17 protein-coding genes, 1 tRNA gene and 1 pseudogene are annotated in these 20,494 nt (G+C 64.1%); 13 read left to right on the top strand and 6 right to left on the bottom strand.

What is annotated here, in order from left to right; genetic code table 11:
* Positions 1–4 precede the first annotated feature (4 nt).
* The 3 genes from AC0Z35_RS03315 to mutM all read right to left on the bottom strand — a co-directional run bounded on the left by AC0Z35_RS03315 (position 5) and on the right by mutM (position 3,719).
* Positions 5–1,684 (bottom strand): FAD-dependent oxidoreductase, encoded by a 1,680-nt coding sequence (locus AC0Z35_RS03315; protein ID WP_485131382.1) that lies wholly within the window; start codon positions 1,682–1,684, stop codon positions 5–7.
* 116 nt (positions 1,685–1,800) lie between these two features.
* Entirely contained in the window at positions 1,801–2,754 is a 954-nt protein-coding gene (locus tag AC0Z35_RS03310) for an MBL fold metallo-hydrolase (protein ID WP_046805058.1), read from the bottom strand.
* A gap of 137 nt (positions 2,755–2,891) precedes the next feature.
* Entirely contained in the window at positions 2,892–3,719 is an 828-nt protein-coding gene (gene mutM, locus AC0Z35_RS03305) for a bifunctional DNA-formamidopyrimidine glycosylase/DNA-(apurinic or apyrimidinic site) lyase (RefSeq protein ID WP_485131383.1), read from the bottom strand.
* Between mutM and AC0Z35_RS03300 the strand changes: the two genes are divergently transcribed.
* Both AC0Z35_RS03300 and lolB read left to right on the top strand, forming a co-directional pair.
* Positions 3,718–5,604, top strand: coding sequence for a tetratricopeptide repeat protein (locus AC0Z35_RS03300; protein ID WP_104141967.1), 1,887 nt, complete (start codon positions 3,718–3,720; stop codon positions 5,602–5,604). The two genes, mutM and AC0Z35_RS03300, sit on opposite strands and share 2 nt — an antisense overlap.
* Positions 5,604–6,206: a lipoprotein insertase outer membrane protein LolB gene (gene lolB, locus AC0Z35_RS03295; protein WP_219991121.1), complete on the top strand. Its 603-nt coding sequence runs from the start codon at positions 5,604–5,606 to the stop codon at positions 6,204–6,206. Before AC0Z35_RS03300 ends, lolB begins: the two co-directional genes overlap by 1 nt.
* A gap of 74 nt (positions 6,207–6,280) precedes the next feature.
* Here the strand turns inward: lolB and AC0Z35_RS03290 are convergent, their stop codons facing one another.
* Positions 6,281–7,867: a BCCT family transporter gene (locus AC0Z35_RS03290; protein ID WP_219991120.1), complete on the bottom strand. Its 1,587-nt coding sequence runs from the start codon at positions 7,865–7,867 to the stop codon at positions 6,281–6,283.
* 286 nt (positions 7,868–8,153) lie between these two features.
* Here AC0Z35_RS03290 and betI point away from each other — a divergent pair, with 286 nt between their 5' ends.
* The 11 genes and pseudogenes from betI to AC0Z35_RS03235 all read left to right on the top strand — a co-directional run bounded on the left by betI (position 8,154) and on the right by AC0Z35_RS03235 (position 18,247).
* Entirely contained in the window at positions 8,154–8,777 is a 624-nt protein-coding gene (gene betI / locus AC0Z35_RS03285) for a transcriptional regulator BetI (protein ID WP_104141970.1), read from the top strand.
* Positions 8,778–8,794: 17 nt separating this feature from the next.
* On the top strand, positions 8,795–10,261 hold the full coding sequence (betB, locus tag AC0Z35_RS03280; RefSeq protein ID WP_046805053.1) for a betaine-aldehyde dehydrogenase: 1,467 nt from the start codon (positions 8,795–8,797) through the stop codon (positions 10,259–10,261).
* Positions 10,262–10,339: 78 nt separating this feature from the next.
* Positions 10,340–12,013 (top strand): choline dehydrogenase, encoded by a 1,674-nt coding sequence (gene betA / locus AC0Z35_RS03275; RefSeq protein ID WP_485131384.1) that lies wholly within the window; start codon positions 10,340–10,342, stop codon positions 12,011–12,013.
* 32 nt (positions 12,014–12,045) lie between these two features.
* Complete coding sequence (gene ispE, locus AC0Z35_RS03270; protein ID WP_120157628.1) at positions 12,046–12,945, top strand: 4-(cytidine 5'-diphospho)-2-C-methyl-D-erythritol kinase; 900 nt, start codon at positions 12,046–12,048, stop codon at positions 12,943–12,945.
* A 1-nt stretch (position 12,946) separates the two neighbouring features.
* A tRNA-Gln gene (locus AC0Z35_RS03265) sits at positions 12,947–13,023 on the top strand.
* A 141-nt stretch (positions 13,024–13,164) separates the two neighbouring features.
* Positions 13,165–14,115 (top strand): ribose-phosphate pyrophosphokinase, encoded by a 951-nt coding sequence (locus tag AC0Z35_RS03260; RefSeq protein WP_006227587.1) that lies wholly within the window; start codon positions 13,165–13,167, stop codon positions 14,113–14,115.
* A gap of 148 nt (positions 14,116–14,263) precedes the next feature.
* A complete protein-coding gene (locus tag AC0Z35_RS03255) occupies positions 14,264–14,875 on the top strand; it encodes a 50S ribosomal protein L25/general stress protein Ctc (RefSeq protein ID WP_046805051.1) in 612 nt (203 codons plus the stop codon).
* Positions 14,876–14,972: 97 nt separating this feature from the next.
* The gene (gene pth / locus AC0Z35_RS03250) at positions 14,973–15,572 is read left to right on the top strand and encodes an aminoacyl-tRNA hydrolase (protein WP_485131385.1); all 600 of its coding nucleotides are present in this window, start codon (positions 14,973–14,975) and stop codon (positions 15,570–15,572) included.
* Positions 15,569–16,348, top strand: a complete 780-nt coding sequence (locus AC0Z35_RS03245; RefSeq protein ID WP_046805049.1) for a CPBP family glutamic-type intramembrane protease — start codon at positions 15,569–15,571, stop codon at positions 16,346–16,348. Before pth ends, AC0Z35_RS03245 begins: the two co-directional genes overlap by 4 nt.
* A gap of 95 nt (positions 16,349–16,443) precedes the next feature.
* Positions 16,444–17,535: a redox-regulated ATPase YchF gene (gene ychF, locus AC0Z35_RS03240; RefSeq protein ID WP_046805048.1), complete on the top strand. Its 1,092-nt coding sequence runs from the start codon at positions 16,444–16,446 to the stop codon at positions 17,533–17,535.
* Between the two features lie 25 nt (positions 17,536–17,560).
* A pseudogene (locus AC0Z35_RS03235) lies at positions 17,561–18,247 on the top strand (PDDEXK nuclease domain-containing protein).
* A 43-nt stretch (positions 18,248–18,290) separates the two neighbouring features.
* Here AC0Z35_RS03235 and AC0Z35_RS03230 read toward each other — a convergent pair.
* Both AC0Z35_RS03230 and AC0Z35_RS03225 read right to left on the bottom strand, forming a co-directional pair.
* Positions 18,291–18,731, bottom strand: a complete 441-nt coding sequence (locus tag AC0Z35_RS03230; RefSeq protein ID WP_314355582.1) for a MarR family winged helix-turn-helix transcriptional regulator — start codon at positions 18,729–18,731, stop codon at positions 18,291–18,293.
* Positions 18,732–18,734: 3 nt separating this feature from the next.
* Positions 18,735–20,333: an MDR family MFS transporter gene (locus AC0Z35_RS03225; protein WP_046807924.1), complete on the bottom strand. Its 1,599-nt coding sequence runs from the start codon at positions 20,331–20,333 to the stop codon at positions 18,735–18,737.
* Positions 20,334–20,494 lie beyond the last annotated feature (161 nt).

Genomic DNA, 20,494 nt, shown 5'->3' with positions numbered 1-20,494 from the left:
TGTTTCACGCGTGGCCCGTGGCCCGCTTGACGGCGGCGGCGACCGCGTCGGCGTTGAAGGCGCGCCAGCGCGCGGCGATGTGCTGATCGGGGCGGATCAGGTAAGCCGTGCCCGCTTGCGCGTCGTAACGCTTGGCCAGGCAACCTTCCACGTCCGTCACCACGGGCAGGTCGGCAGCCAGGCCCGAGGCATCGCATTGCGCATCCAGCACCAGAACCGTCTTGACGGGCACGGGGCCCATGCGCATCGCCAGCAACGCGCGCTGCGTGTCGCCGTCCGGCAGCGCGTTGCCGCAGAACACGGCCAGCACGAAGCCGCCATCCAGCTGCGCCAACCACCAGTCCTTGTCGCCGTGCTGCGTGACCGGCGCATCCAGCGCGACAGCGCCGGGCACCATGCGGCCCGCGAATGCGTCCGTATCGGGCGTATTCAGCGGCGACGCGGCATACGTTGCGGGCAGGGACAGGCGGCCGCTATTGACCAGGGAACGGGCGAACGGATGCGTCTTGGCCAGGTTCAATACGGCATTGCGGAAGCTGCGGCTGATGTCGCTCTTGGGGGTGATGAAATCCGTGGCGCGCGACGAATTCAGGATGTTCTCGTCGGCCGCGTATTCGCGTTCAACGCTGTAGCTGTCGACCAGCGCGTCGGGGGCCAGGCCCGCCAGCACCAGCTTCAGTTTCCAGGCCAGGTTTTCGGCATCCTGCACGCCGCTGTTGGCGCCGCGCGCGCCGAAGGGCGAGACACGGTGCGCGGAGTCGCCCGCAAACACGACGCGCCCGTGGCGGAATTTGTCCATGCGTTCACACGCAAAGGTGTAGACGCTGACCCATTCCAGATCGAATTGCGCATCGGGCCCGAGCAGCGCGCGGATGCGTGGCAGCACGTTTTCCGGCTTGACGGCTTCGACGGGGTCGGCATTCCAGCCCAGTTGGAAATCGATGCGCCAGACGTTGTCCGGCTGGCGGTGCAGCAGTACGGACTGGTTCGGATGAAAGGGCGGATCGAACCAGAACCAGCGCTCGGTCGGGAAGTCGGCTTTCATCTTCACGTCGGCGATCAGGAAGCGGTCGCGGAAGATGCGGCCATGGCTTTCCTGGCCGATCAGTTTGCGCACGGGCGAACGCGCGCCGTCGCAGGCGACCAGCCAGTCGGCGTGCAGCGTGTAGGTGCCTTCGGGCGTGTCGATGGTCAGGGTGACGCCGTCGTCCGTCTGCGTGACGCCGGCGACTTTGTTTTTCCAGCGCAGGTCGATGTTCGGTTCCTGGCGGGCTTGTTCGTACAGATAACCTTCGGCGTAGTACTGCTGAAGGTTGATGAAAGCGGGGCGGCGATGGCCGGGTTCGGGCAAGAGGTCAAAGCGCCACACTTCCTGTTCACGGAAGAACACCTTGCCCACGTTCCACGACACGCCCTTGTCGATCATGCGCTGGCCAACGCCCAGACGGTCCCAGATTTCCAGTGTGCGCTTGGAAAAGCAGATCGCGCGCGACCCGGTGGACAATCGGTAATCGTCGTCCAGCACCACCACGCGCACGCCCTGGCGCGCCAGGTCCAGCGCGGTGGTCAGGCCGACCGGGCCGGCGCCCACCACCACTACCTGATGGCGGGGGGGCGTGCCGGCGCTTTGGTCGGCGTGCTTTTCATAGGCGAACTCCATCGCCTGAAAGTCGATGTCTCCCACGGTTGTCTCCTGTGTGGGTCATTTTGTTTTTATGCGCGTAGCCACGCGCCGCCTTGCGACGCGCGCCTTCGGTTCTTGCTGCAATCAATCGGGCCGGGGCTGCCGGCCCGCCGGGGTCAGCCTTCCAGCTGCGCCCACATTTCCAGGTCGCGCTTGTCGGTCCAGATGCGCGGGTGCGTGTGACCCGAGGCTTCGTCATAGGCGCGCGACACGTCGAACGGCATGCAGTGGTCAAAGATGACCCAGTCGCTGTAGCGCGGCTTCATGAAGTCGTAGACCTCGCGGTAGATCGTCTTCAGGTCCTTGCCTTCGGCCACGCCGCGGTTCACGGCGCCGTACAGGTCGGTCAGGAACGCGCGGGTGCCGGCCAGGCCCTGGCGCACTTCGGTGGCGTTCTTGAGCGCGGGGCCGCGGCCGGGCACCATCTTTTCGGCTTCAAAGCCCGACAGCGCGTCCAGCGTGGTGGGCCAGTCGCGGAAATAGGCGTCGCCGCAATACGGGGTGGATTGGTATTCGACCAGGTCACCGGCGAACAGGATCTTCTGCTCGGGCAGCCAGGCGATGGTGTCGCCCTTGGTGTGGCCACGGCCCACTTGCAGCAGCTTGACTTCCAGGTTGCCCAGGTTGACGGTCATTTCGCCCTTGAACGTCATCGTCGGCCAGACCAGGCCCGGCGGAATCGATTCGGCGTTGCGGAACAGGCGGGGGAAGCGGCCGATTTCGCTGGCCTTGTCCTGTTCGCCGCGTTCGACGATCAGGTCATAGGTGTCGCGGCTGGCCAGGATTTCCTGGGCGTTGTAGGCGGACGCGCCGAACACGCGCACGGCGTGATAGTGCGACAGCAGGATGTATTTGATCGGCTTGTCGGTGACTTCGCGAATGCGGCGGATGACGTCTTGCGCCATGACCGGGGTGGCCTGGGTGTCGATCACCATGACGGCCTCGTCGCCGATGATCACGCCCGTGTTGGGGTCGCCTTCGGCCGTGTAGGCATAGGCGTTGTCAGACAGTTTTTCGAACGAGACGACCTTGTCGTCCATGTCGGCGTGCGAGGCGAATTGCTTGCTCATGGAGGCTCCTTCCACTGTTATAGGAATAGTGTGTGGAAGGAATATAGCGTGGCGTTAGTGTTTGTGCAATACGTTTGCTATAAACAAATGGCCGAAGGGCATGCAGGGATTTCCCCAGGGATTTCAGGGCCTTAGAGCTAATTCCTTTGGCATTTCGGGCAGTAGTACGTGGCCCGTTGGCCTTGGACGAACCGCCGTATCGGGGTTTCGCACACGCGGCAGGGGCGGCCTTCGCGTTCATAGACGGCGGCGTGTATTTCGAAGTACGCACCGGGTTCACCGGTGGCGCCCACGTAGTCCCGCAGCGTGCTGCCGCCAGAGGTCAGGGCGTCGGCCAGCGTGGCGCGCACCATGTCGGCCAGCCGTTCGCAGCGGGCAAATGACAGTTTGTTGGCAGGGGTCTTGGGGTTGATGCGCGCGCGGAACAGGCTTTCTGATGCGTAGATATTGCCCACGCCCACCACCGCCATGCCCGCCAGCAGCACCTGCTTGACGGCGGCGCCATGGTTCTTGAAATGCCGGTGCAGCCAGGCGCCGTCAAAGCGCGGGTCGAAGGGTTCGATGCCCAGCTTGGCCAGCAGCGGATGCGCGTCGATGGGGCCGTCGGCATGGTCGTGCCACAACACCGCGCCAAACCGGCGGGGGTCGTGCAGGCGCAGTACCGCGTCCTGGAAGATCCATTCGACATGGTCGTGCTTGCGCAGAAATTCACCAGGGGCCACGCTGCGCAGCGATCCGGACATGCCCAGATGCACGATCTGGGTGCCGTGCTCGAACCGCAGCAGCAGGTACTTGCCCCGGCGGGCGCATTCCAGCACGTCGCGCCCGGCGATCAGCGTCGGCAGGTCGGCGGGGATAGGCCAGCGCATGCGGGCTTCGTGGATGACCAGTCGCAAGAGCGTCCGGCCGGTGATGACGGCGTCGATTCCTCGACGCGTGGTTTCGACTTCAGGCAGTTCCGGCATGAGCCAGTGTAAGATCATCAATTGCGTGTACGAAGATTGTGCCATCAACCGGACGGGCCGCGTGAAGTCGTCTTTCAAACAAATGAATATCGGGATCGCCGTGTTGGCGCTTGCGCTGGCAACAGGTTTTTCGCTGCCGGCCCAGGCGGCCGACAGCCGGACGCGTGATGCGACCGGGCCTCGCATGGCCCCGCAGAACCGCCAGCCGGAAACCGAGGTGATCCGCCTGCGGCCGGGTCAGTTGCCCTATGTCTCGCTGACCGCCGACATCTTCTACCGCGTCCTCGCGTCAGAAATCGCCGCCCAGCGCGGCATGTACGGCACGGCGGCCACCACCATGGTCGGCCTCGCCCGCGACACGGGCGACCCTCGCCTGGCGCGACGGGGCCTGGAATTCCAGTTGGCCGGCGGCAATCTTGCCGGTGCGCTGGACGCCGCCCGCGTGTGGGCGCGCCTGTCTCCCAACGACGTCGAAGCCAGCTCCACCGAGCTTGCCCTGGCGGCTGCCAACGGCCAGACCAAGGGCCTGGCCCAGGCGCTGCGCAACCGCATCGACGCCTCGCGCGACAAGCCGGCCGCCATTGGCCAGGCGCTGGCCGTGCTCAGCCGCCTGAACGACCGCCGTCTGGCGCTGCGCATTCTTGACGAATCCCTGAGCGACAGCGTACGCAAGCTGCCTGCCGCCCACCTGGCCCTGGCCGACGTGGCCTCGGCCGCTGGCGACTACGAACGCGCCACGCAGGAATCCCGCGCGGCCCTGGCCGGCGACCCGAAATCCGAACCCGCCGCCCAGCGCCTGCTGGAATACGGTTCCAAGGTGGACCCGCAGCGCGCCCAGGCCGAGGCCCGCGCCTATATCAACCGCAATCCCAACGCCCGCAAGGTGCGCTTGATGCTGGCGGGCCAGTTGGCCGACAGCGGTGACTACAACGGCGCGCTGTCCGAACTGCAAGCCATGTCGCGCCGGTCGCCGGAAGACTTCGACCTGCTGTTCATGCAGGCGCAACTGGCCTACAAGGCGGGCCAACTGCCGCAAGCCAAGACCTTGCTGCAACAGTATCTGGACGTGCAGCAGCAGCGCCAGCGCGCCACGGTGCCGGGCGCAACCGATGCCGGCGCCGCCGCGGCCGACGCGCACGTGCTGCTGTCGCGCATTGCCGAAGACCAGGGCAACTACGACGAAGCTATCCGCGAACTGGGCCGCATCGACGACCCGACGCTGCGTTATTCCGTGCAGATGCGTCAAGCCGCGTTGCGCGCCAAGAGCGGCCGCGTGGACGATGCGCTGGCCATGATCGACGCCGCCGGCCCGCAAGACGAAGAAGAGCGCACGCTGGGCGTCTTGACCAAGGCGCAGATCCTGCGCGACGCGGACCGCGTGCCGCAAGCGGTCAGCACCCTGGAAGCCGCCGATCAGGCGCTGCCGGACACGGTCGAAATCAAATACGAACTGGCGATGCTGTACGAACGCCAGAACCGCCTGGCCGATCTTGAGCGCATGCTGCGCCAGGTCATCGCGCTGGACCCGGACCACGCCCACGCCTACAACGCATTGGGCTACACGCTGGCCGACCACAACCAGCGCCTGCCCGAAGCGCTGGACCTGATCACCCAGGCGCTTGAACTGTCGCCCAACGACCCGTTCATTCTGGACAGCATGGGCTGGGTCAAGTACCGCATGGGCGAATCCGAATCCGCCGCGCAGTATCTGCGCCGGGCTTACAGCGTGCGCCCCGAGGCCGACATCGCCGCCCACTTGGCCGAAGTGCTCTGGAGCCAAGGCAAGCGCGATCAGGCTATTGAACTGCTGCGCGTGGCGCTGATGAAAGACCCCAAGAACAAGACCGTCCAGGACGTTGTCCGGCGGCTGGGAGTCAATCTGTGATGGCTTTGGCATTGCGACGCCTGCCTGGCATGGTTGCCTGGCTGCGCCTGGCGTTCTTGGCGTTGCTGGCGACGGCGCTTGCCGCCTGCACCACCACGCCTAAACCCATTGAAGGCGCCAGCGCCGACGCGTTCTCGCGCATCGGCCGCTTTGCGATCACCGTCAACGAAGAAGGCGGCAAGCAAAACGCCGTGCAGGGCGGGTTTTCGTGGTCGGATGACGGCCAGCGCTATGTGCTGGACCTGACCAACCCGCTGGGTTCAACCGAAGCGCGCGTGCAAGGGCGGCCCGGCGCGGCCACCCTGACCAAGGCCGACGGTACCCGGCTGGAAGCCGATAACCCCGATGCCCTGGCCGAAGAAGCCCTGGGCAGCAGCATGCCCGTGTCGGGCTTGCGTGACTGGCTGCGCGGCAAGTTGCCCGCCGACCCGGAAGCATCGGACATCACCCGCGACGACCGGGGCCGGCCTACCGCCTTCGAGCAAGGCGGCTGGCGCGCCAACCTGTCGCGCTACGACAACCTGGGCCCGCAGATGCTGGTGTTGCAACGCCAGGAACCGGGTCGCCGCATCATGGTTCGGCTGGTGGTCAACCAGCCCTGAGTCCGGGTCTGTTTGCACGAGGCCAGTCGGCCAGTCGGCACGCCGGAAGCTCGGCAGGCCTGCGAGCTTGCCACTCAGCGCGCGACGGCCTGGGAGCTGGGCTCGGGGTTGTCTCGGACCAGCGCCCGGTACAGGCTGGCCATGTAGCACAGCAAGATCACCGAAAAGGGCAGGCCGCACAGCACGACCGCGGTCTGCATTGCGTTGAAGTTGCCGGCCAGCAGCAGCCCCACACCCAGCATCGTGGTCAGCGACGCCCAGAATACCCGCAGCCAGATGGGCGCATCGTGCCCGGCGTCCGCGTTGCGCGCGGACAGGTTGGCGATCATCAGCGTGCCGGAATCGACCGGCGTCAAGAACAGCATGAATGACATCACCACGCCCACGCCGGCCACCCACTGCGTCAGCGGCAGGTATTCCATCAACGTGTAGAACGCCATGGGCGGGTTGGCCAAGGCCATGTCGCCCAGCCCCGCCGCGCCCTCGTTCATCACGAGGTTGATGGCGGTGTTGCCGAAGATGGACAGCCACGCCAGCGTGAAGCCCAGCGGCACCAGCATCACCCCGAAGATCAATTCCCGTATCCGCCGACCACGTGAAATACGCGCGATGAACATGCCGACAAAGGGCGCCCAGCCTATCCACCAGGCCCAATAGAAGATGGTCCAGGAACTGGTCCAGCGCACGGCTTTCATGTCGTACAGGTACAGGTCGAAGCTCTTGCCCAGGAACGCGTTGAGGTAGTCGCCCAGGTTCTGCACCATGCCGTCCAGCAGCAAGCGGGTGGGTCCGGCCAGAAACACGAACAGCAACAGCAGGCACATCAGTGCGGTGTTGACGTTGGACAGCACGGCGATGCCGCGCTTGATGCCCAGCGCGGCCGCGCCGGTGGCCACCACCATCATGATGATGACGATGGGCACCTGGGCGGCAGCGGTGTTCGGAACGTTCAGCAGGTAGGTCAGCCCGGCGTGCAGCAGCAAGGCGCCCAGGCCCAGATTGGTGACCATGGAGACGATCGTGGCCAGCACGCCGAACCCATCCACCGCATGGCCGACCGCTTTGGGCAGCGGTTTGTCCGACAGCCCCTGCAAGGGCGAACGCAGCGCCAGCGGCTGCTTGTGGCGATACGCAAAATAGGCAAGCGCGGTGGCGGTCAGGGCATAAAGCGTCCAGCCGTGGATGCCCCAGTGCAGAAAGGTCAGCGTCAACGCGTTACGCGCCGCGTCCTGCGTGCCACCCGCGCCGGTGGGCGGCAACAGGAAATGGTCCAGGGGCTCGTAGACGCCGTAATAGACCAGCGCGATACCGATGCCGGATGAAAACAGCATCGACACCCAGGACAGATAACTGAATTCCGGGGACTCGTCGTCATCGCCCAGGCGCAGCGCGCCGTGGCGCGACAGGGCCAGCCATAGGGCAAAGCCGACACTGACGGTCATGGCCAGCATGTAGTACCAGCCAAAGTGCGATGCCACCAGCAACTGCGCGGCTTGCAGCCATGCCTGCGCGGCATCGGGCTGCCAGATGAGCAGGGCGCCGAACCCCAGCACCGAGACGGCCGCGCTGAGGAAAACGATGGGATTGGTATGCGCCAGCCAGCTGCGCCGGACCGGTGCGCTTGCCGATGACCGCGTCGAAGTGATCCGTTCATGCCGCACCGCTGTCTCCCCGTGTGGTGATGCTGCCTGGTGCTACCGATGTGTCGTTGTTCGCGCTGTTCGTGCTGTTCGCGTGTTTGCCGTCGATGTGTGTTGCCAGCGATGTGGCCGTCGGCGATGTGTCTGCGGCACCTTACCGTTTTTATATTGAACGATCAATCAATATAAATTAGACTCGACCGCACTCCGCCGACAGCTAGTTACCGTCATTGCCGTCGGCCGTTCTCGTCGCTTTCTCGGCGCTTTCTCGTCGCTTTCTTCATGTCACCCAGGAACTCCGCGCAACATGCCAAAAGTCGGAATGCAGCCCATCCGTTGCAATCAACTTATTCAGGCCACGCTTGAATCCATCGACCAGGTCGGCCTGGCGGAAAGCTCCATCGCGCACATCGCCCGCGCGGCCAAACTGTCCACCGGCATCATCAGCCACTACTTCGGCGACAAGGACGGTTTGCTGGAAGCGTCCATGCGGGAATTGCTGCGCAACCTGCGCGATTCCGTATCGCGCGCGCGCGTCGCCGCCGCGCCAGACGCCCGTGCGCAACTGCACGCCATCATCGACGGCAACTTCGTGCCCACGCAGGTCTCGCGCAGCGCGATGCGCGCGTGGCTGACGTTCTGGGCAGCCAGCATGCACCAGCCGCGCCTGGGCCGCCTGCAACGCGCCAATGACCGCCGTCTGCATTCCAACCTGTGCTGCCAATTCCAGCGCGTGCTGCCGCTTGCCCAAGCGCGAGAAGCCGCGCGCGGCCTGGCCGCCATGATCGACGGGCTGTGGTTGCGCGGTGGTTTGATGGGCGCGGATTTCGCGGGCGAACAAGCGCGCGCCGTCGCTTACGACTATGTAGACCTGCTGCTAGCTCGCAGCCAATTCGTGGGGCAGCCGGCCTTGGGCCCGCCCTCACTTTGACAATAGGACGGACTCCCATGCCTTTGCCCATCCAGCAACTCTACATCCACGGTCGGCGCACCAACGCCATCAGCAGCAAGACCATCACCACGGTGAACCCCGCCAACGGCGCGGTGTTGGCGGAAGTGCAGGTGGCCGCCCGACAGGATATCGACCGCGCGGTGGCCAGCGCGCAAGAAGGGCAGAAGGCATGGGCGGCGCGGTCCCCCGCCCAACGCGGCCAGGTACTGCTGCGGGCTGCGCAGTTGCTGCGCGAACGCAATGACGAGCTCGCCGAATTGGAAACGCTGGATACCGGCAAGCCGCTGTCCGAAACGCGCACCGTGGATATCGCCACGGGTGTGGACGTCATCGAGTACTACGCGGGGTTGGCGGCTGCCGTGCAAGGCATCCAGGTGCCGCTGCGCGAGTCCAGCTTCTTTTACACGCGGCGTGAACCGCTGGGCGTGATCGCGGGCATCGGCGCGTGGAATTATCCGGTTCAGATCGCCATGTGGAAGTCGGCCGCCGCGCTGGCCACGGGCAACGCGATGGTGTTCAAACCCGCCGAGATCACGCCCCTGACGGCGCTGCGGCTGGCCGAAATCTATACCGAAGCCGGCGTGCCCAATGGCGTCTTCAACGTGGTGCTGGGTAGTGGCCGTGACATCGGCGACTGGCTGACCGGCCACCCGGGCGTCGCAAAAGTGTCCTTCACGGGCGGCGTGGATACGGGCAAGCAGGTCATGGGCGTGGCGGCGGCATCGCTCAAGAGCGTGACACTGGAACTGGGCGGCAAGTCCGCCCTGATCGTGTTGCCCGATGCCTCGGTTGAACGCGCCGCTGACATCGCCATGATGGCCAATTTCTTCAGCTCGGGGCAGGTGTGCACAAACGGCACGCGTGTCTTCGTGCACCGATCGCAAAAGGCGGCATTCGAAGCCGCCGTGCTGGAGCGCGTGGCGCGCATTCGCGTTGGCGACCCCTTCGACCCCCGCACCAACTTCGGTCCGCTGGTCAGCGCCGCGCACATGGACGGCGTGCTGAGCTGGATCGAAATCGGCAAGCGCGAAGGCGCCACCTTGCTGGCCGGCGGCGTGCGCTTGACGGACGGCGTGCTGGCCAAGGGCGCGTACGTGGCCCCCACCGTGTTCACCGACTGCGACGACAGCATGGAAATCGTGCAGGAAGAAATTTTCGGTCCCGTCATGACCATCCTGTCTTTCGATAGCCAGGACGAAGTCGTGCAGCGCGCCAACGACAGCCGCTACGGCTTGGCGGCGGGCGTGGTCAGCAGCGACCTTGCTGCCGCCCACCGCATCGCGCATCGCTTGCAGGCGGGCATTTGCTGGATCAACACGTGGGGCGAATCCCCCGCCCAAATGCCGGTGGGCGGATACAAGCAGTCGGGCCTGGGCCGCGAAAACGGCCTGGAGGCGCTGGCTCAATACACGCAAACGAAGTCGGTCCAGGTCGAACTTGGCGAGTTCGCCTCGGTGTTCTGACGGGGCCGTCGCACATCGCACCGGGCGCCGGGCGTAAGGCCGGGCCGCCCGCTTTCTGTACGTGTAGGGGGGAAGGGCATGTCGATCAAGCGGGAGTACGACTACATCATCGTGGGCGCGGGATCAGCGGGTAACACGCTGGCCACGCGGCTGACCGAGGACCCGGGCACCACCGTGCTGCTGCTGGAAGCGGGCGGGCAGGATCATCGTTTCGATTTCCGCACGCAGATGCCGGCCGCACTGGCCATGCCCTTGCAAGGCAGGCGCTACAACTGGGGCTATCAAACCGACCCCGAGCCGCACCTGAACGGGCGCCGGCTGGACTGCGGTCGCGGCAAGGGCCTGGGCGGTTCGTCATTGATCAACGGCATGTGCTACATCCGCGGCAACGCGTTGGACTACGACCATTGGGCGCGCGTCGAAGGCCTGACGCATTGGGATTACCTGTCGTGCCTGCCGTACTTCAAGAAGGCAGAAAGCCGCGACGTGGGCGCTTGCGATTATCACGGCGGCGCCGGGCCCGTCAGCGTCACCACGCCCAAGCTGGACAACAACCCGTTGTTCGATGCCATGGTCGCGGCGGGCACACAGGCAGGCTATCCGCATACGCCTGACATGAACGGTTATCGGCAGGAAGGCTTCGGCCCCATGGACCGCACCGTGACCCCGCGCGGGCGTCGTGCCAGCACGGCACGCGGCTATCTGGATCAAGCGCGCGGGCGCGCCAACCTCACCATCGTGACGCGGGCGTTGATCGACGTGATTCTGTTTTCGGGCCAGCGCGCCGAAGGCGTGGCGTGGGAGCAGCACGGCCAGCAGCACCGCAGCTTTGCCCGCCGCGAGGTGCTGCTGTGCGCGGGCGCCATCGCGTCGCCGCAAATCCTGCAACGGTCTGGCGTGGGCGCGGGGCAGTTGCTGCGCCGCCTGGGCATCGCCGTGCGCCATGAGCTGCCGGGCGTGGGCGAAAACCTGCAAGACCACCTGGAGCTTTACGTGCAGGTTGAATGCAAGCAGCCCGTGTCGCTGGCCCCCGCGCTCAAGTTGCGCAATCAGCCGGCGATCGGTGCTGAATGGTTGTTGATGGGGACCGGCATCGGCGCCAGCAATCAGTTCGAAGCCGGCGGATTCATACGCAGCCACGACGATTTCCCGTGGCCGAACCTGCAATATCACTTCTTGCCGGTGGCCATCAATTACAACGGGTCCAACCCGATCAAGGCGCATAGCTTCCAGATGCATGTGGGCTCCATGCGTTCGCCCAGTCGGGGGCGCGTGCACGTTCGGTCGCGCTCGCCGCATGACCATCCCAGCATCTTGTTCAACTACATGTCGCACGCGCAGGACTGGCGCGAATTTCGCGCGGCGCTGCGCATCACGCGTGAACTCTTCGCGCAACCCGCGTTGGCGCAATATGCGGGCCGCGAGATTTCGCCGGGCGCTGCCCTGCAAAGCGATGCGGACCTGGATGCCTTTGTGCGCGCGCAAGCCGAGACCGCGTATCACCCGTCTTGTTCGAACAAGATGGGGGCGTCGTCGGACCCGATGGCGGTGGTGGATGGCTACGGGCGCGTGCACGGGCTGCAAAACCTGCGCGTGATCGATGCGTCCATCATGCCGGACATCGTCACGGGCAACCTGAACGCGCCGGTCATCATGATGGCTGAAAAGCTGGCCGACCACCTGCGTGGCCGCGAGCCGCTGCCGCGCGCCAACGTGCCGTACTACACGGCGCAGGGCCCCGCGCGTAGCTAGAATGTGGGCTTGTCCCGCACCGGTTGCCTGATGTGACTCTGTACGACGTTCCCGCTCCCGCCAAGCTGAATTTGTTCCTGCATGTGGTGGGCCGCCGCGCTGACGGCTACCACCTGCTGCAAACGGTCTTCCGCTTCATCGACCTTTGCGACACGCTGCATTTCGACGTGCGCGCCGACGGCGTCATCAGCCGCGCCACCGAGCTTGCCGGCGTGTCGGAAGCCGACGACCTGACCCTGCGGGCCGCGCACGCTTTGCAACGCGCCACCGGCACACGCCAGGGCGTGCAGATCGGCCTTGAAAAACGCATTCCACAGGGGGGCGGGCTGGGCGGCGGTTCCAGCGATGCGGCCTCGGTGTTGATCGCATTGAACAAGCTGTGGAACACCGGCCTCACGCGGCGCCAGCTGATGGACCTGGCCTTGCCGTTGGGCGCCGACGTGCCGGTATTCGTGTTCGGGCAATCCGCTTTTGCCGAAGGCGTGGGCGAAGCACTGACCGCTGTGACGCTGCCTGAACGCGCGTATCTGGTAGCGCAACCTGACACCAGCGTGCCCACTGTTGGCATATTTTCGGCGCCCGATTTGACAAGGGATTCTTCTTACATCACAATAGCGGACTTTCTTGCTTCGCCAACTTTTTCCTTCGGGAAAAATGACTTGGAGCCGGTGGTTCACCGTCTTTATCCTGAAGTATTCAGGGCATCGCGGTGGCTTGCAGAACAGGGTTATCCTGTACGCATGTCGGGATCAGGCGCATGTTTATTCGCCGAATTCTCAGAACTCTCCGAAGCCGTTTTGGCGAAAACAGAAATATCCGCTATAATGCGCGGCGCTGTTAAAACAAACAGCACAACGCATCCACGGTTTCGGTTAGTGCAGGCTTGTACTGGTTTAACTGAACATCCGTTGCGGAATTGGATTGCAAGATAGTTGGGGAGTCGCCAAGCTGGTTAAGGCACCGGATTTTGATTCCGGCATGCGAAGGTTCGAATCCTTCCTCCCCAGCCAACCGAATACATAAAAAAGCTGTTGAACACGCCTGTAAGACACTGGCCCGGGTTCAGCAGCTTTTTTATTTTCCGGATTCGCTGGTGTTTTCACCCCGCATCACCTCGTTAGTGTCTTACAACGACCATCGCATCATCCATCATGGCAAACGATAGCTTCATGATCTTCACGGGCACGGCCAACACTCGGCTGGCCGTGGACGTAGTCAACCACCTCGATATGTCCCTGGGCAAGATGACCGTCGGTCGCTTCTCCGACGGCGAGGTGATGGTCGAAATCAACGAGAACGTGCGTGGCAAGGACGTCTTCGTCCTGCAACCCACCTGTGCGCCCACCAATGACAACCTGATGGAAATCATGGTCATGGTCGATGCCCTGCGCCGCGCGTCCGCCGGCCGCATCACCGCCGCGATTCCGTACTTTGGCTATGCCCGCCAAGACCGCCGCCCGCGTTCGGCGCGCGTCGCGATCTCGGCCAAGGTTGTGGCCAACATGCTGCAAGTGGCTGGCGTTGACCGCGTCCTGACAATGGACCTGCACGCGGACCAGATCCAGGGTTTCTTCGACATCCCCGTGGACAACATCTACGCCGGTCCGATCTTGCTGGGCGACATCTGGCGCCGCAATTTCTCGAACCTGGTCGTGGTGTCCCCGGACATCGGCGGCGTGGTTCGCGCCCGCGCGCTGGCCAAGCAGCTGGAAGCCGACCTGGCCATCATCGACAAGCGTCGTCCGCGCGCCAACGTGTCGGAAGTGATGAACATCATCGGTGAAGTCGACGGCCGCACCTGCATCATCATGGACGACATGGTCGACACCGCCGGCACGCTGTGCAAGGCGGCCCAGGCCCTGAAAGACCGCGGCGCCGGCGCCGTTTACGCCTATTGCACGCACCCCGTGCTGTCGGGCGGCGCCATTGACCGCATTGAAGCGTCGGAACTGGACGAACTGGTCGTCACCGACACCATCCCGCTCTCCGAGCAAGGCCAGGCCAGCGGCAAGATCCGCCAGTTGTCGTGCGCCGCGCTGCTGGGCGAGACCATCCTGCGTATCTCGAACGCGGAATCGGTCAGCTCGCTGTTCGTCGACTGACGCGATTCGCGTCGGTCAGGCCACAGCCTACCTTTAGTTTTTGCACCTTGCTGGTCGCGGCAAGGCGCAATCAACACGGCGCGCATGTTGCGCGCCGTGCCGTTAACTGGTGAAGCCTCTTCACCTTATTTTGTTTTTGGAGTTTTCCATGAAATTCATCGCCACTGCGCGTAGCGTCCAGGGTTCGAGTGCGAGCCGCCGCCTGCGCCGCGCGGGCCGCGTTCCCGCCATTGTCTATGGTGGTACGGCTGCCCCCCTGAACATCGAACTCGACCACAACGAGATCTATCACGCCCTGCGTAAGGAAGAATTCCACGCATCGATCCTGCAAATGCAGCTCGAAGGCTCGAAGGATGAGCAAGTGTTGTTGCGTTCGGTTCAATGGCACGCCTACAAGCCGCAAGTCCTGCACGTGGACTTCCAGCGCGTGGACGCCAACCAGGCTCTGCGTACCAAGGTGCCGCTGCACTTTGTCAACGCCGAAATCTCGCCCGCTGTGAAGCTGGCCGGCGCCATCATCAGCCACGTGACGACCGAACTGGAAATCACCTGCCTGCCGAAGGCTCTGCCCCAGTTCATCGAAGTTGACCTGACCAACATCCTGGCCGGCGCTTCGATCCACCTGGCCGACATCAAGCTGCCCATGGGCGTGACGTACGTGCCCCACGGCGGTGAAGACAACCCGCTGCTGGCTGCCGCCATCGTCAAGGGCGGCGCTGCCGCTGCCGACGAAGCCGAAGAAGCTGCTCCGGCTGCCTAAGTCTGCTGGAAAGCCTTCGGGCTTTCCGCGGCTTGTGCCCGAAACCCTGCGTGTGCATTTGCATGCGCAGGGTTTTTTGGTTTAAACACCCTCCATCATGTCTATTCCCGTACGCCTCATTGTGGGATTGGGTAACCCCGGTCCCGACTACGAAACGACCCGGCACAACGCCGGCTTTTGGCTGGCCGACCATCTGGCGGACGATCTGCGCACTTCTTTTGCGCTTGAAAAATCTTTTTTCGGCATGGTCGCCAAGTCGCGCCTGGGGGCGGACAACGTGCTGCTGCTCAAGCCCATCACTTATATGAACAAGTCGGGCCAGGCTGTGGGCGCCTTGGCGCGCTTCTACAAGCTGGCGCCGGAACAGGTGCTGGTGTTGCATGACGAACTGGATCTGCTGCCTGGGCAGGTCAAGCTCAAGCAGGGCGGGGGCCATGCGGGCCACAACGGCCTGAAGGACATCCAGGCCGTGCTGGGCAGCCCGAACTTCTGGCGGCTGCGCATCGGCATCGGTCACCCGCGCACGCTGGGCTTGGCGCAACAGGTTGCCGACTTTGTGCTGCACCCGCCGCGCCGCGACGAGCAAAAGGAAATCGAAGCCGTCATCGACCGCTGCCGCGCCGTCGTGCCGGCGATGCTGGCGGGCGATTTCGCGCTGGCCACGCGCCAGTTGCACAGCGGCAACGTCGCGGGATGAGCCACCCCGCACCGTCCCAGCCCGTCGCCAAGACCCGCTTTCGAACAGAAGTCGCGGATTTCTGGCGGTATATCCGGCACCCACGCTCGCTGTCGCGCGTGCCGGGCCGCGCGGCGGGCAGTGGTTTGCTGGCCGACTGGTGGCCGGGCATACGCCCCGGGCGCCTGTTGGCCTGGGCCGGGCTGCTGTGGGCGCTGAATCTTTTCGCACTGGGCCCCGTTGCCGTGATGGCCGCCGGCCTGGGCGGCGCCACCCACCGTATCGACCCCACCAACCTGCCGTGGTTGACGGCAGTGATCTGGGCGCCGCTGGTCGAAGAAATGTTGTTCCGCTATGGTCTGCGCCGACCGTTGCAAGTGCTGTGGCTGGTGCCCGCGCTGATGCCGGTCGTGCTGTATGGCCCGAAGCTGTGGACGGGGCTGCTGCTGGCCGCCTTCGTGATCCTGGCATGCTGGGGCGTGCGCCAACGCGCAACGTTGCTGACGGGGTGGGACACGACGTGGCGGCGCTATTACCTGAAGCACTTTGGCCTGGTGTTTCACCTGGTCGCGCTGACGTTCGCGGCGGTGCACCTGACCAACTTTGTCTATAGCAAGACGCCGTACTGGCTGATGCCGCTGCTGGTGCTGCCGCAGTGGCTGACCGGGCTGGTGCTGGGCTGGATGCGCGTGCGTCGCGGCATCGGCGCGGCCATCCTGCTGCACGCCACGTTCAACGCCGGCCCCATTTTGATGATCTGGGCCGTGATGCGCTGGGCGCCGTCCATCGCCCAATAGCGGGGTCGCATCGCCGCGCAGGCGAAACTGCCACGGGGCGCACCCGGGGTAAACTAGAACGTTAACGATCAATACCGTACTTACACAGGATTCCCATGGCTCTGCAATGCGGCATCGTCGGCCTGCCCAACGTTGGCAAATCGACTCTCTTCAATGCTCTGACCCGCGCCGGCATCGCCGCCGAGAACTATCCGTTCTGCACCATCGAGCCCAACGTCGGTGTGGTCGAAGTGCCGGATCCGCGTCTGCAAAAGCTGGCTGAAATCGTCAAGCCCGAGCGCATCCTGTCGGCCACCGTCGAATTCGTGGACATCGCCGGCCTGGTTGCCGGCGCCAGCAAAGGCGAAGGCCTGGGCAACCAGTTCCTGTCGCACATCCGCGAAACCGACGCCATCGTCAACGTCGTGCGCTGCTTCGAAGACCCCAACGTGATCCACGTGGCGGGCAAGATCGACCCCATCGCCGACATCGAAGTCATCGAAACCGAACTGGCGCTGGCCGACATGCAAACCGCTGAAAAAGCGCTGCTGCGTCACCAGAAGACCGCCCGCTCCGGCGACAAGGAATCGCAGCGCATCGTGGCCGTGCTGGAAAAGTGCGTGGCGCAGTTGAACGAAGCCAAGCCGATTCGCGCGCTGGACCTCAGCCCCGAAGAACAGGCCGACATCGCCCAATTGTGCTTCATCACCGCCAAGCGCGCGATGTACGTGGGCAACGTGGCCGACGACGGCTTCACCAACAACCCGCTGCTTGACCGCCTCACCGAATTCGCCGCCGCGCGCAACGCACCGGTCGTCGCCATCTGCGCCGCCATCGAATCCGAAATCGTCGACCTGGACGACGCCGACCGCCAGGCCTTCCTGTCCGACATGGGCATGGAAGAGCCGGGCCTGAACCGCCTGATCCGCGCCGCCTTCAAGCTGCTGGGCCTGCAAACCTACTTCACGGCAGGCGTGAAGGAAGTGCGCGCCTGGACGGTGCCCATCGGCGCAACCGCCCCGCAAGCGGCCGGCGTCATCCACACCGACTTCGAACGCGGCTTCATCCGCGCGCAGACGATCGCGTACGAAGACTTCATCACGTACAAGGGCGAGCAAGGCGCCAAGGAAGCCGGCAAGATGCGCGCCGAAGGCAAGGAATACATCGTGCAGGACGGCGATGTGATGAATTTCTTGTTTAACGTTTGATCGACGTCTGAGGCTCGACGGCGGCATGAGCGATAAGCCCGCATCCCTGATACCCACGCCTGACGGTTACGACCACTGGCTGGGTGAGCTGAAGATCCGTATTCATACGGCGCAGCAACGGGCCGCTCAAGCCGTCAACCGAGAGCTGGTACTGCTGTACAGGCAGATCGGTTGCGACATCTTGCAGCGCCTGGCGGTGCCCGCGAATCTCTTAAAGATCCTTACCGTTTCGACTTTCTGGGTCTGACGGACGAGGCGCAGGAGCGGGAAATCGAAGGGGCACTGGTCAGCCACGTCACCGGATTTTTTGATGGAATTGGGCGCGGGCTTCGCCTTTGTCGGCCGCCGGGTGCTGCTGAATGTAGGGGGAGATGAATTCTTCATTGACCTGCTGTTCTACCACCTGAAGCTGCGTTGCTATGTGGTTATCGAACTCAAGGGTGGTGCGTTCAAACCCGAACACCTGGGGCAACTCGGCTTCTATCTGACTGCCATTGACCGTCAGGTAAAAAGCGATCAAGACAACCCGACACTTGGCCTGCTGCTGTGCAAGAGCAAGAACAAGGTCGTCGCTGAATACGCCCTCGGCGACAAATCCCCACCCATGGGTATCGCCGAATACAAGCTGTTGGAATCTCTGCCTGAAGAGCTACAAACCAGCCTGCCCAGCATCGAGCAGATCGAGCGCGAACTGGGCGGTGCGGATAAATAAGCAGCGCGGCCGAGTTCAAGTCCCGCATCACCCCCCCCCCGCCTTACCCCCTATCCCCCGCCGCCCTCAAGAAATTCGACTCCAGCACGCTCAGCACCCGGTTCAGCGTGTCCACATCCGCCGCTGACAACCCCTTCAACGCCTCTTCGAAAAACGCTGCCCGTTTAGGCAGCGCTTCGTTCACCACCGCCTGCCCTGTGGCGGTCAGCGTGGCATTGGTCAGCCGGTTGTCCTGGGCATCCACCGCGCGCGAAATCCAGCCCAGCTTCTGCATCGCCTGCAATTGCCGGGTCAGTGATGCCGGGTCCAGCCGGCAGCGTTCGGCCAGGTGCTTCTGCGAACACTGTCCGTTCTCATGCAACGCCAGCAGGATGCGCCAGCGGGGCAGGGCGTGGCCGACCTTGCTGCTGAATGCGCTTTGCATGACGCGGTACGTCTGCCCCATGTGCTGGATGACTTGCAGGCCTTGTTGTTGTCTGGGCAAAAGCTATTCTCCGACGCCAGCGGGCTCCGCCTTGGTGGGGCGGGCCAGTTGCACCAGCGGCACGCGTCGCACGCACCAGAGCGCGAAGATGGCGACGGCCAGCGCGATGAGCTGGCCTTCATGGATGGCGCCCACCAGCGCGACTCGCGCGATCTCGATCAGCGACGTGCCGTCCTGGCCTTGATGCGCCAATTGTGCCAGGAACTGTGTCTGGGCTGCGGGGTTCACCAGCATCTGCGGGTCGTTCAATTCAGGCAGCCATTGCGCTGATGCGCCGCGCAGCGTGGACTCGACGCCGCTGAAATAGCTGTGGCTGACCATGGTGCCCACGACCGCCGTGCCCAGCATGCCGCCGATCATGCGCAGCGACTGCAACAGCGCCGTGGCGATGCCCAGGTGCGTGCGGCCCGCCGTCTGCTGCGCGAACACGGTCAGGTTGGGCATGATGAACCCCATGCCCAGGCCGGCCATCAGCATGTACGCGCCAATCAGCACATGCGACGTGTAGTTGTGCGTGGTGACAATGCCCATACAGGACAGCGCCATCAGCAAAAAGCCCGCATACAGCATGCGGTTGGGGTTGCGGATACGCGTGATGATGCGGCCGTTGATGATGCTGCCTACCGTGATGAAAACGACCATCGGCGTAATCAACAGCCCCGCGTCCTGCGGCGACAGGCCAAAGCCGCCTTGCAGCAGCAAGGGCGCGTAGAACAGCAGCGAATACATCGTCACGCCCACCAGCAGCGCCAGCGTGAACAGCGTGGCCAGGCCGCGATTGCGGAACATGTCCAGCGGCAAGAGCGGATGCGGGCAACGCTTTTCCCACCAGATCAGCAGGCCGAACGCAGCGATGCTGCCCGCGCCCAGCAGCACGATGGGGCCGCTGAAGCCTTCCTTGGGCAGCAGCTCGACCAGCAGTTGCAGGCTGCCCAGCGCCAGCGCGATCAGCAGCGCGCCTTGCCAGTCCAGCCGCACTTTGCCGGACGTGTGATTGCGCAGGTGCGGCAGGTAGCGCGATACGAACCACAGGCCCAGGATGCCGATAGGCAGGTTCACGTAGAACACTGATCGCCAGCCATAGTGCTCGGTCAGCGCGCCGCCCAGCGTGGGGCCGACCGCGTTGGCGATGCCGAAGGCGGAGCTGAGCATGACCTGCCAGCGCAGGCGCACGTGCGGGTCGGGGAACAGGTCGGGGATCGAGGCGAACGCGGTGCCCACCAGCATGCCGCCGCCGATGCCCTGCAAGGCGCGCGCCAGCACCAGCGTCAGCATGCTGTCGGCCGCGCCGCATAGCGCTGATGCCAGCGTGAACAGAATGATGGCCGCCACCACGAAGGGCTTGCGGCCGTAGTAATCGCCCAGGCGGCCGAAGATCGGCACGGTGATCACCGAGGTCAGCAGGTACGACGTGGCAACCCACGCATACAGTTCAAAGCCCTTGAGCTCGGCCACGATGGTGGGCAACGCGGTGCCCACCACGGTCTGGTCGATAGCGACCATCATCATGACGAAGCACATGCCCAGCATGGCCAGCAGCGTCTGCCGGAAGGGAAGCACCTGGCCGGGCGAATGCGGGGTGCTGGGAGTGGGGGCGGGCATTGTTGGATATATCAATGATTGATGGATCAATCATTCTAGTCCTACAATCCGCCGGACAGAAAATTGTCAGCTTCAAGGCGGGGCGGAAGGGTCTCGTGACCCCACGCCGCTATTAATTCCATCCATGACTTATCGCGTTTTTGGTGTCATGGTCTGACAAG

This window comes from Achromobacter sp. 1L-A-4-B-C2, from assembly GCF_057291955.1.
Note: the sequence above shows the minus strand (reverse complement) of the source record. Positions and strands in the feature narration are given on the sequence as shown.

Excerpts from the sequence above, each read along its gene's own strand:
- AC0Z35_RS03310 (WP_046805058.1), bottom strand. The coding sequence starts at position 2,754 with ATGAGCAAGCAATTCGCCTCGCACGCCGACATGGACGACAAGGTCGTC.
- AC0Z35_RS03300 (WP_104141967.1), top strand. The coding sequence starts at position 3,718 with ATGAGCCAGTGTAAGATCATCAATTGCGTGTACGAAGATTGTGCCATC.
- mutM (WP_485131383.1), bottom strand. The coding sequence starts at position 3,719 with ATGCCGGAACTGCCTGAAGTCGAAACCACGCGTCGAGGAATCGACGCC.
- lolB (WP_219991121.1), top strand. The coding sequence starts at position 5,604 with ATGGCTTTGGCATTGCGACGCCTGCCTGGCATGGTTGCCTGGCTGCGC.
- betI (WP_104141970.1), top strand. The coding sequence starts at position 8,154 with ATGCCAAAAGTCGGAATGCAGCCCATCCGTTGCAATCAACTTATTCAG.
- betB (WP_046805053.1), top strand. The coding sequence starts at position 8,795 with ATGCCTTTGCCCATCCAGCAACTCTACATCCACGGTCGGCGCACCAAC.
- betA (WP_485131384.1), top strand. The coding sequence starts at position 10,340 with ATGTCGATCAAGCGGGAGTACGACTACATCATCGTGGGCGCGGGATCA.
- AC0Z35_RS03260 (WP_006227587.1), top strand. The coding sequence starts at position 13,165 with ATGGCAAACGATAGCTTCATGATCTTCACGGGCACGGCCAACACTCGG.
- AC0Z35_RS03255 (WP_046805051.1), top strand. The coding sequence starts at position 14,264 with ATGAAATTCATCGCCACTGCGCGTAGCGTCCAGGGTTCGAGTGCGAGC.
- pth (WP_485131385.1), top strand. The coding sequence starts at position 14,973 with ATGTCTATTCCCGTACGCCTCATTGTGGGATTGGGTAACCCCGGTCCC.
- AC0Z35_RS03245 (WP_046805049.1), top strand. The coding sequence starts at position 15,569 with ATGAGCCACCCCGCACCGTCCCAGCCCGTCGCCAAGACCCGCTTTCGA.
- ychF (WP_046805048.1), top strand. The coding sequence starts at position 16,444 with ATGGCTCTGCAATGCGGCATCGTCGGCCTGCCCAACGTTGGCAAATCG.
- AC0Z35_RS03225 (WP_046807924.1), bottom strand. The coding sequence starts at position 20,333 with ATGCCCGCCCCCACTCCCAGCACCCCGCATTCGCCCGGCCAGGTGCTT.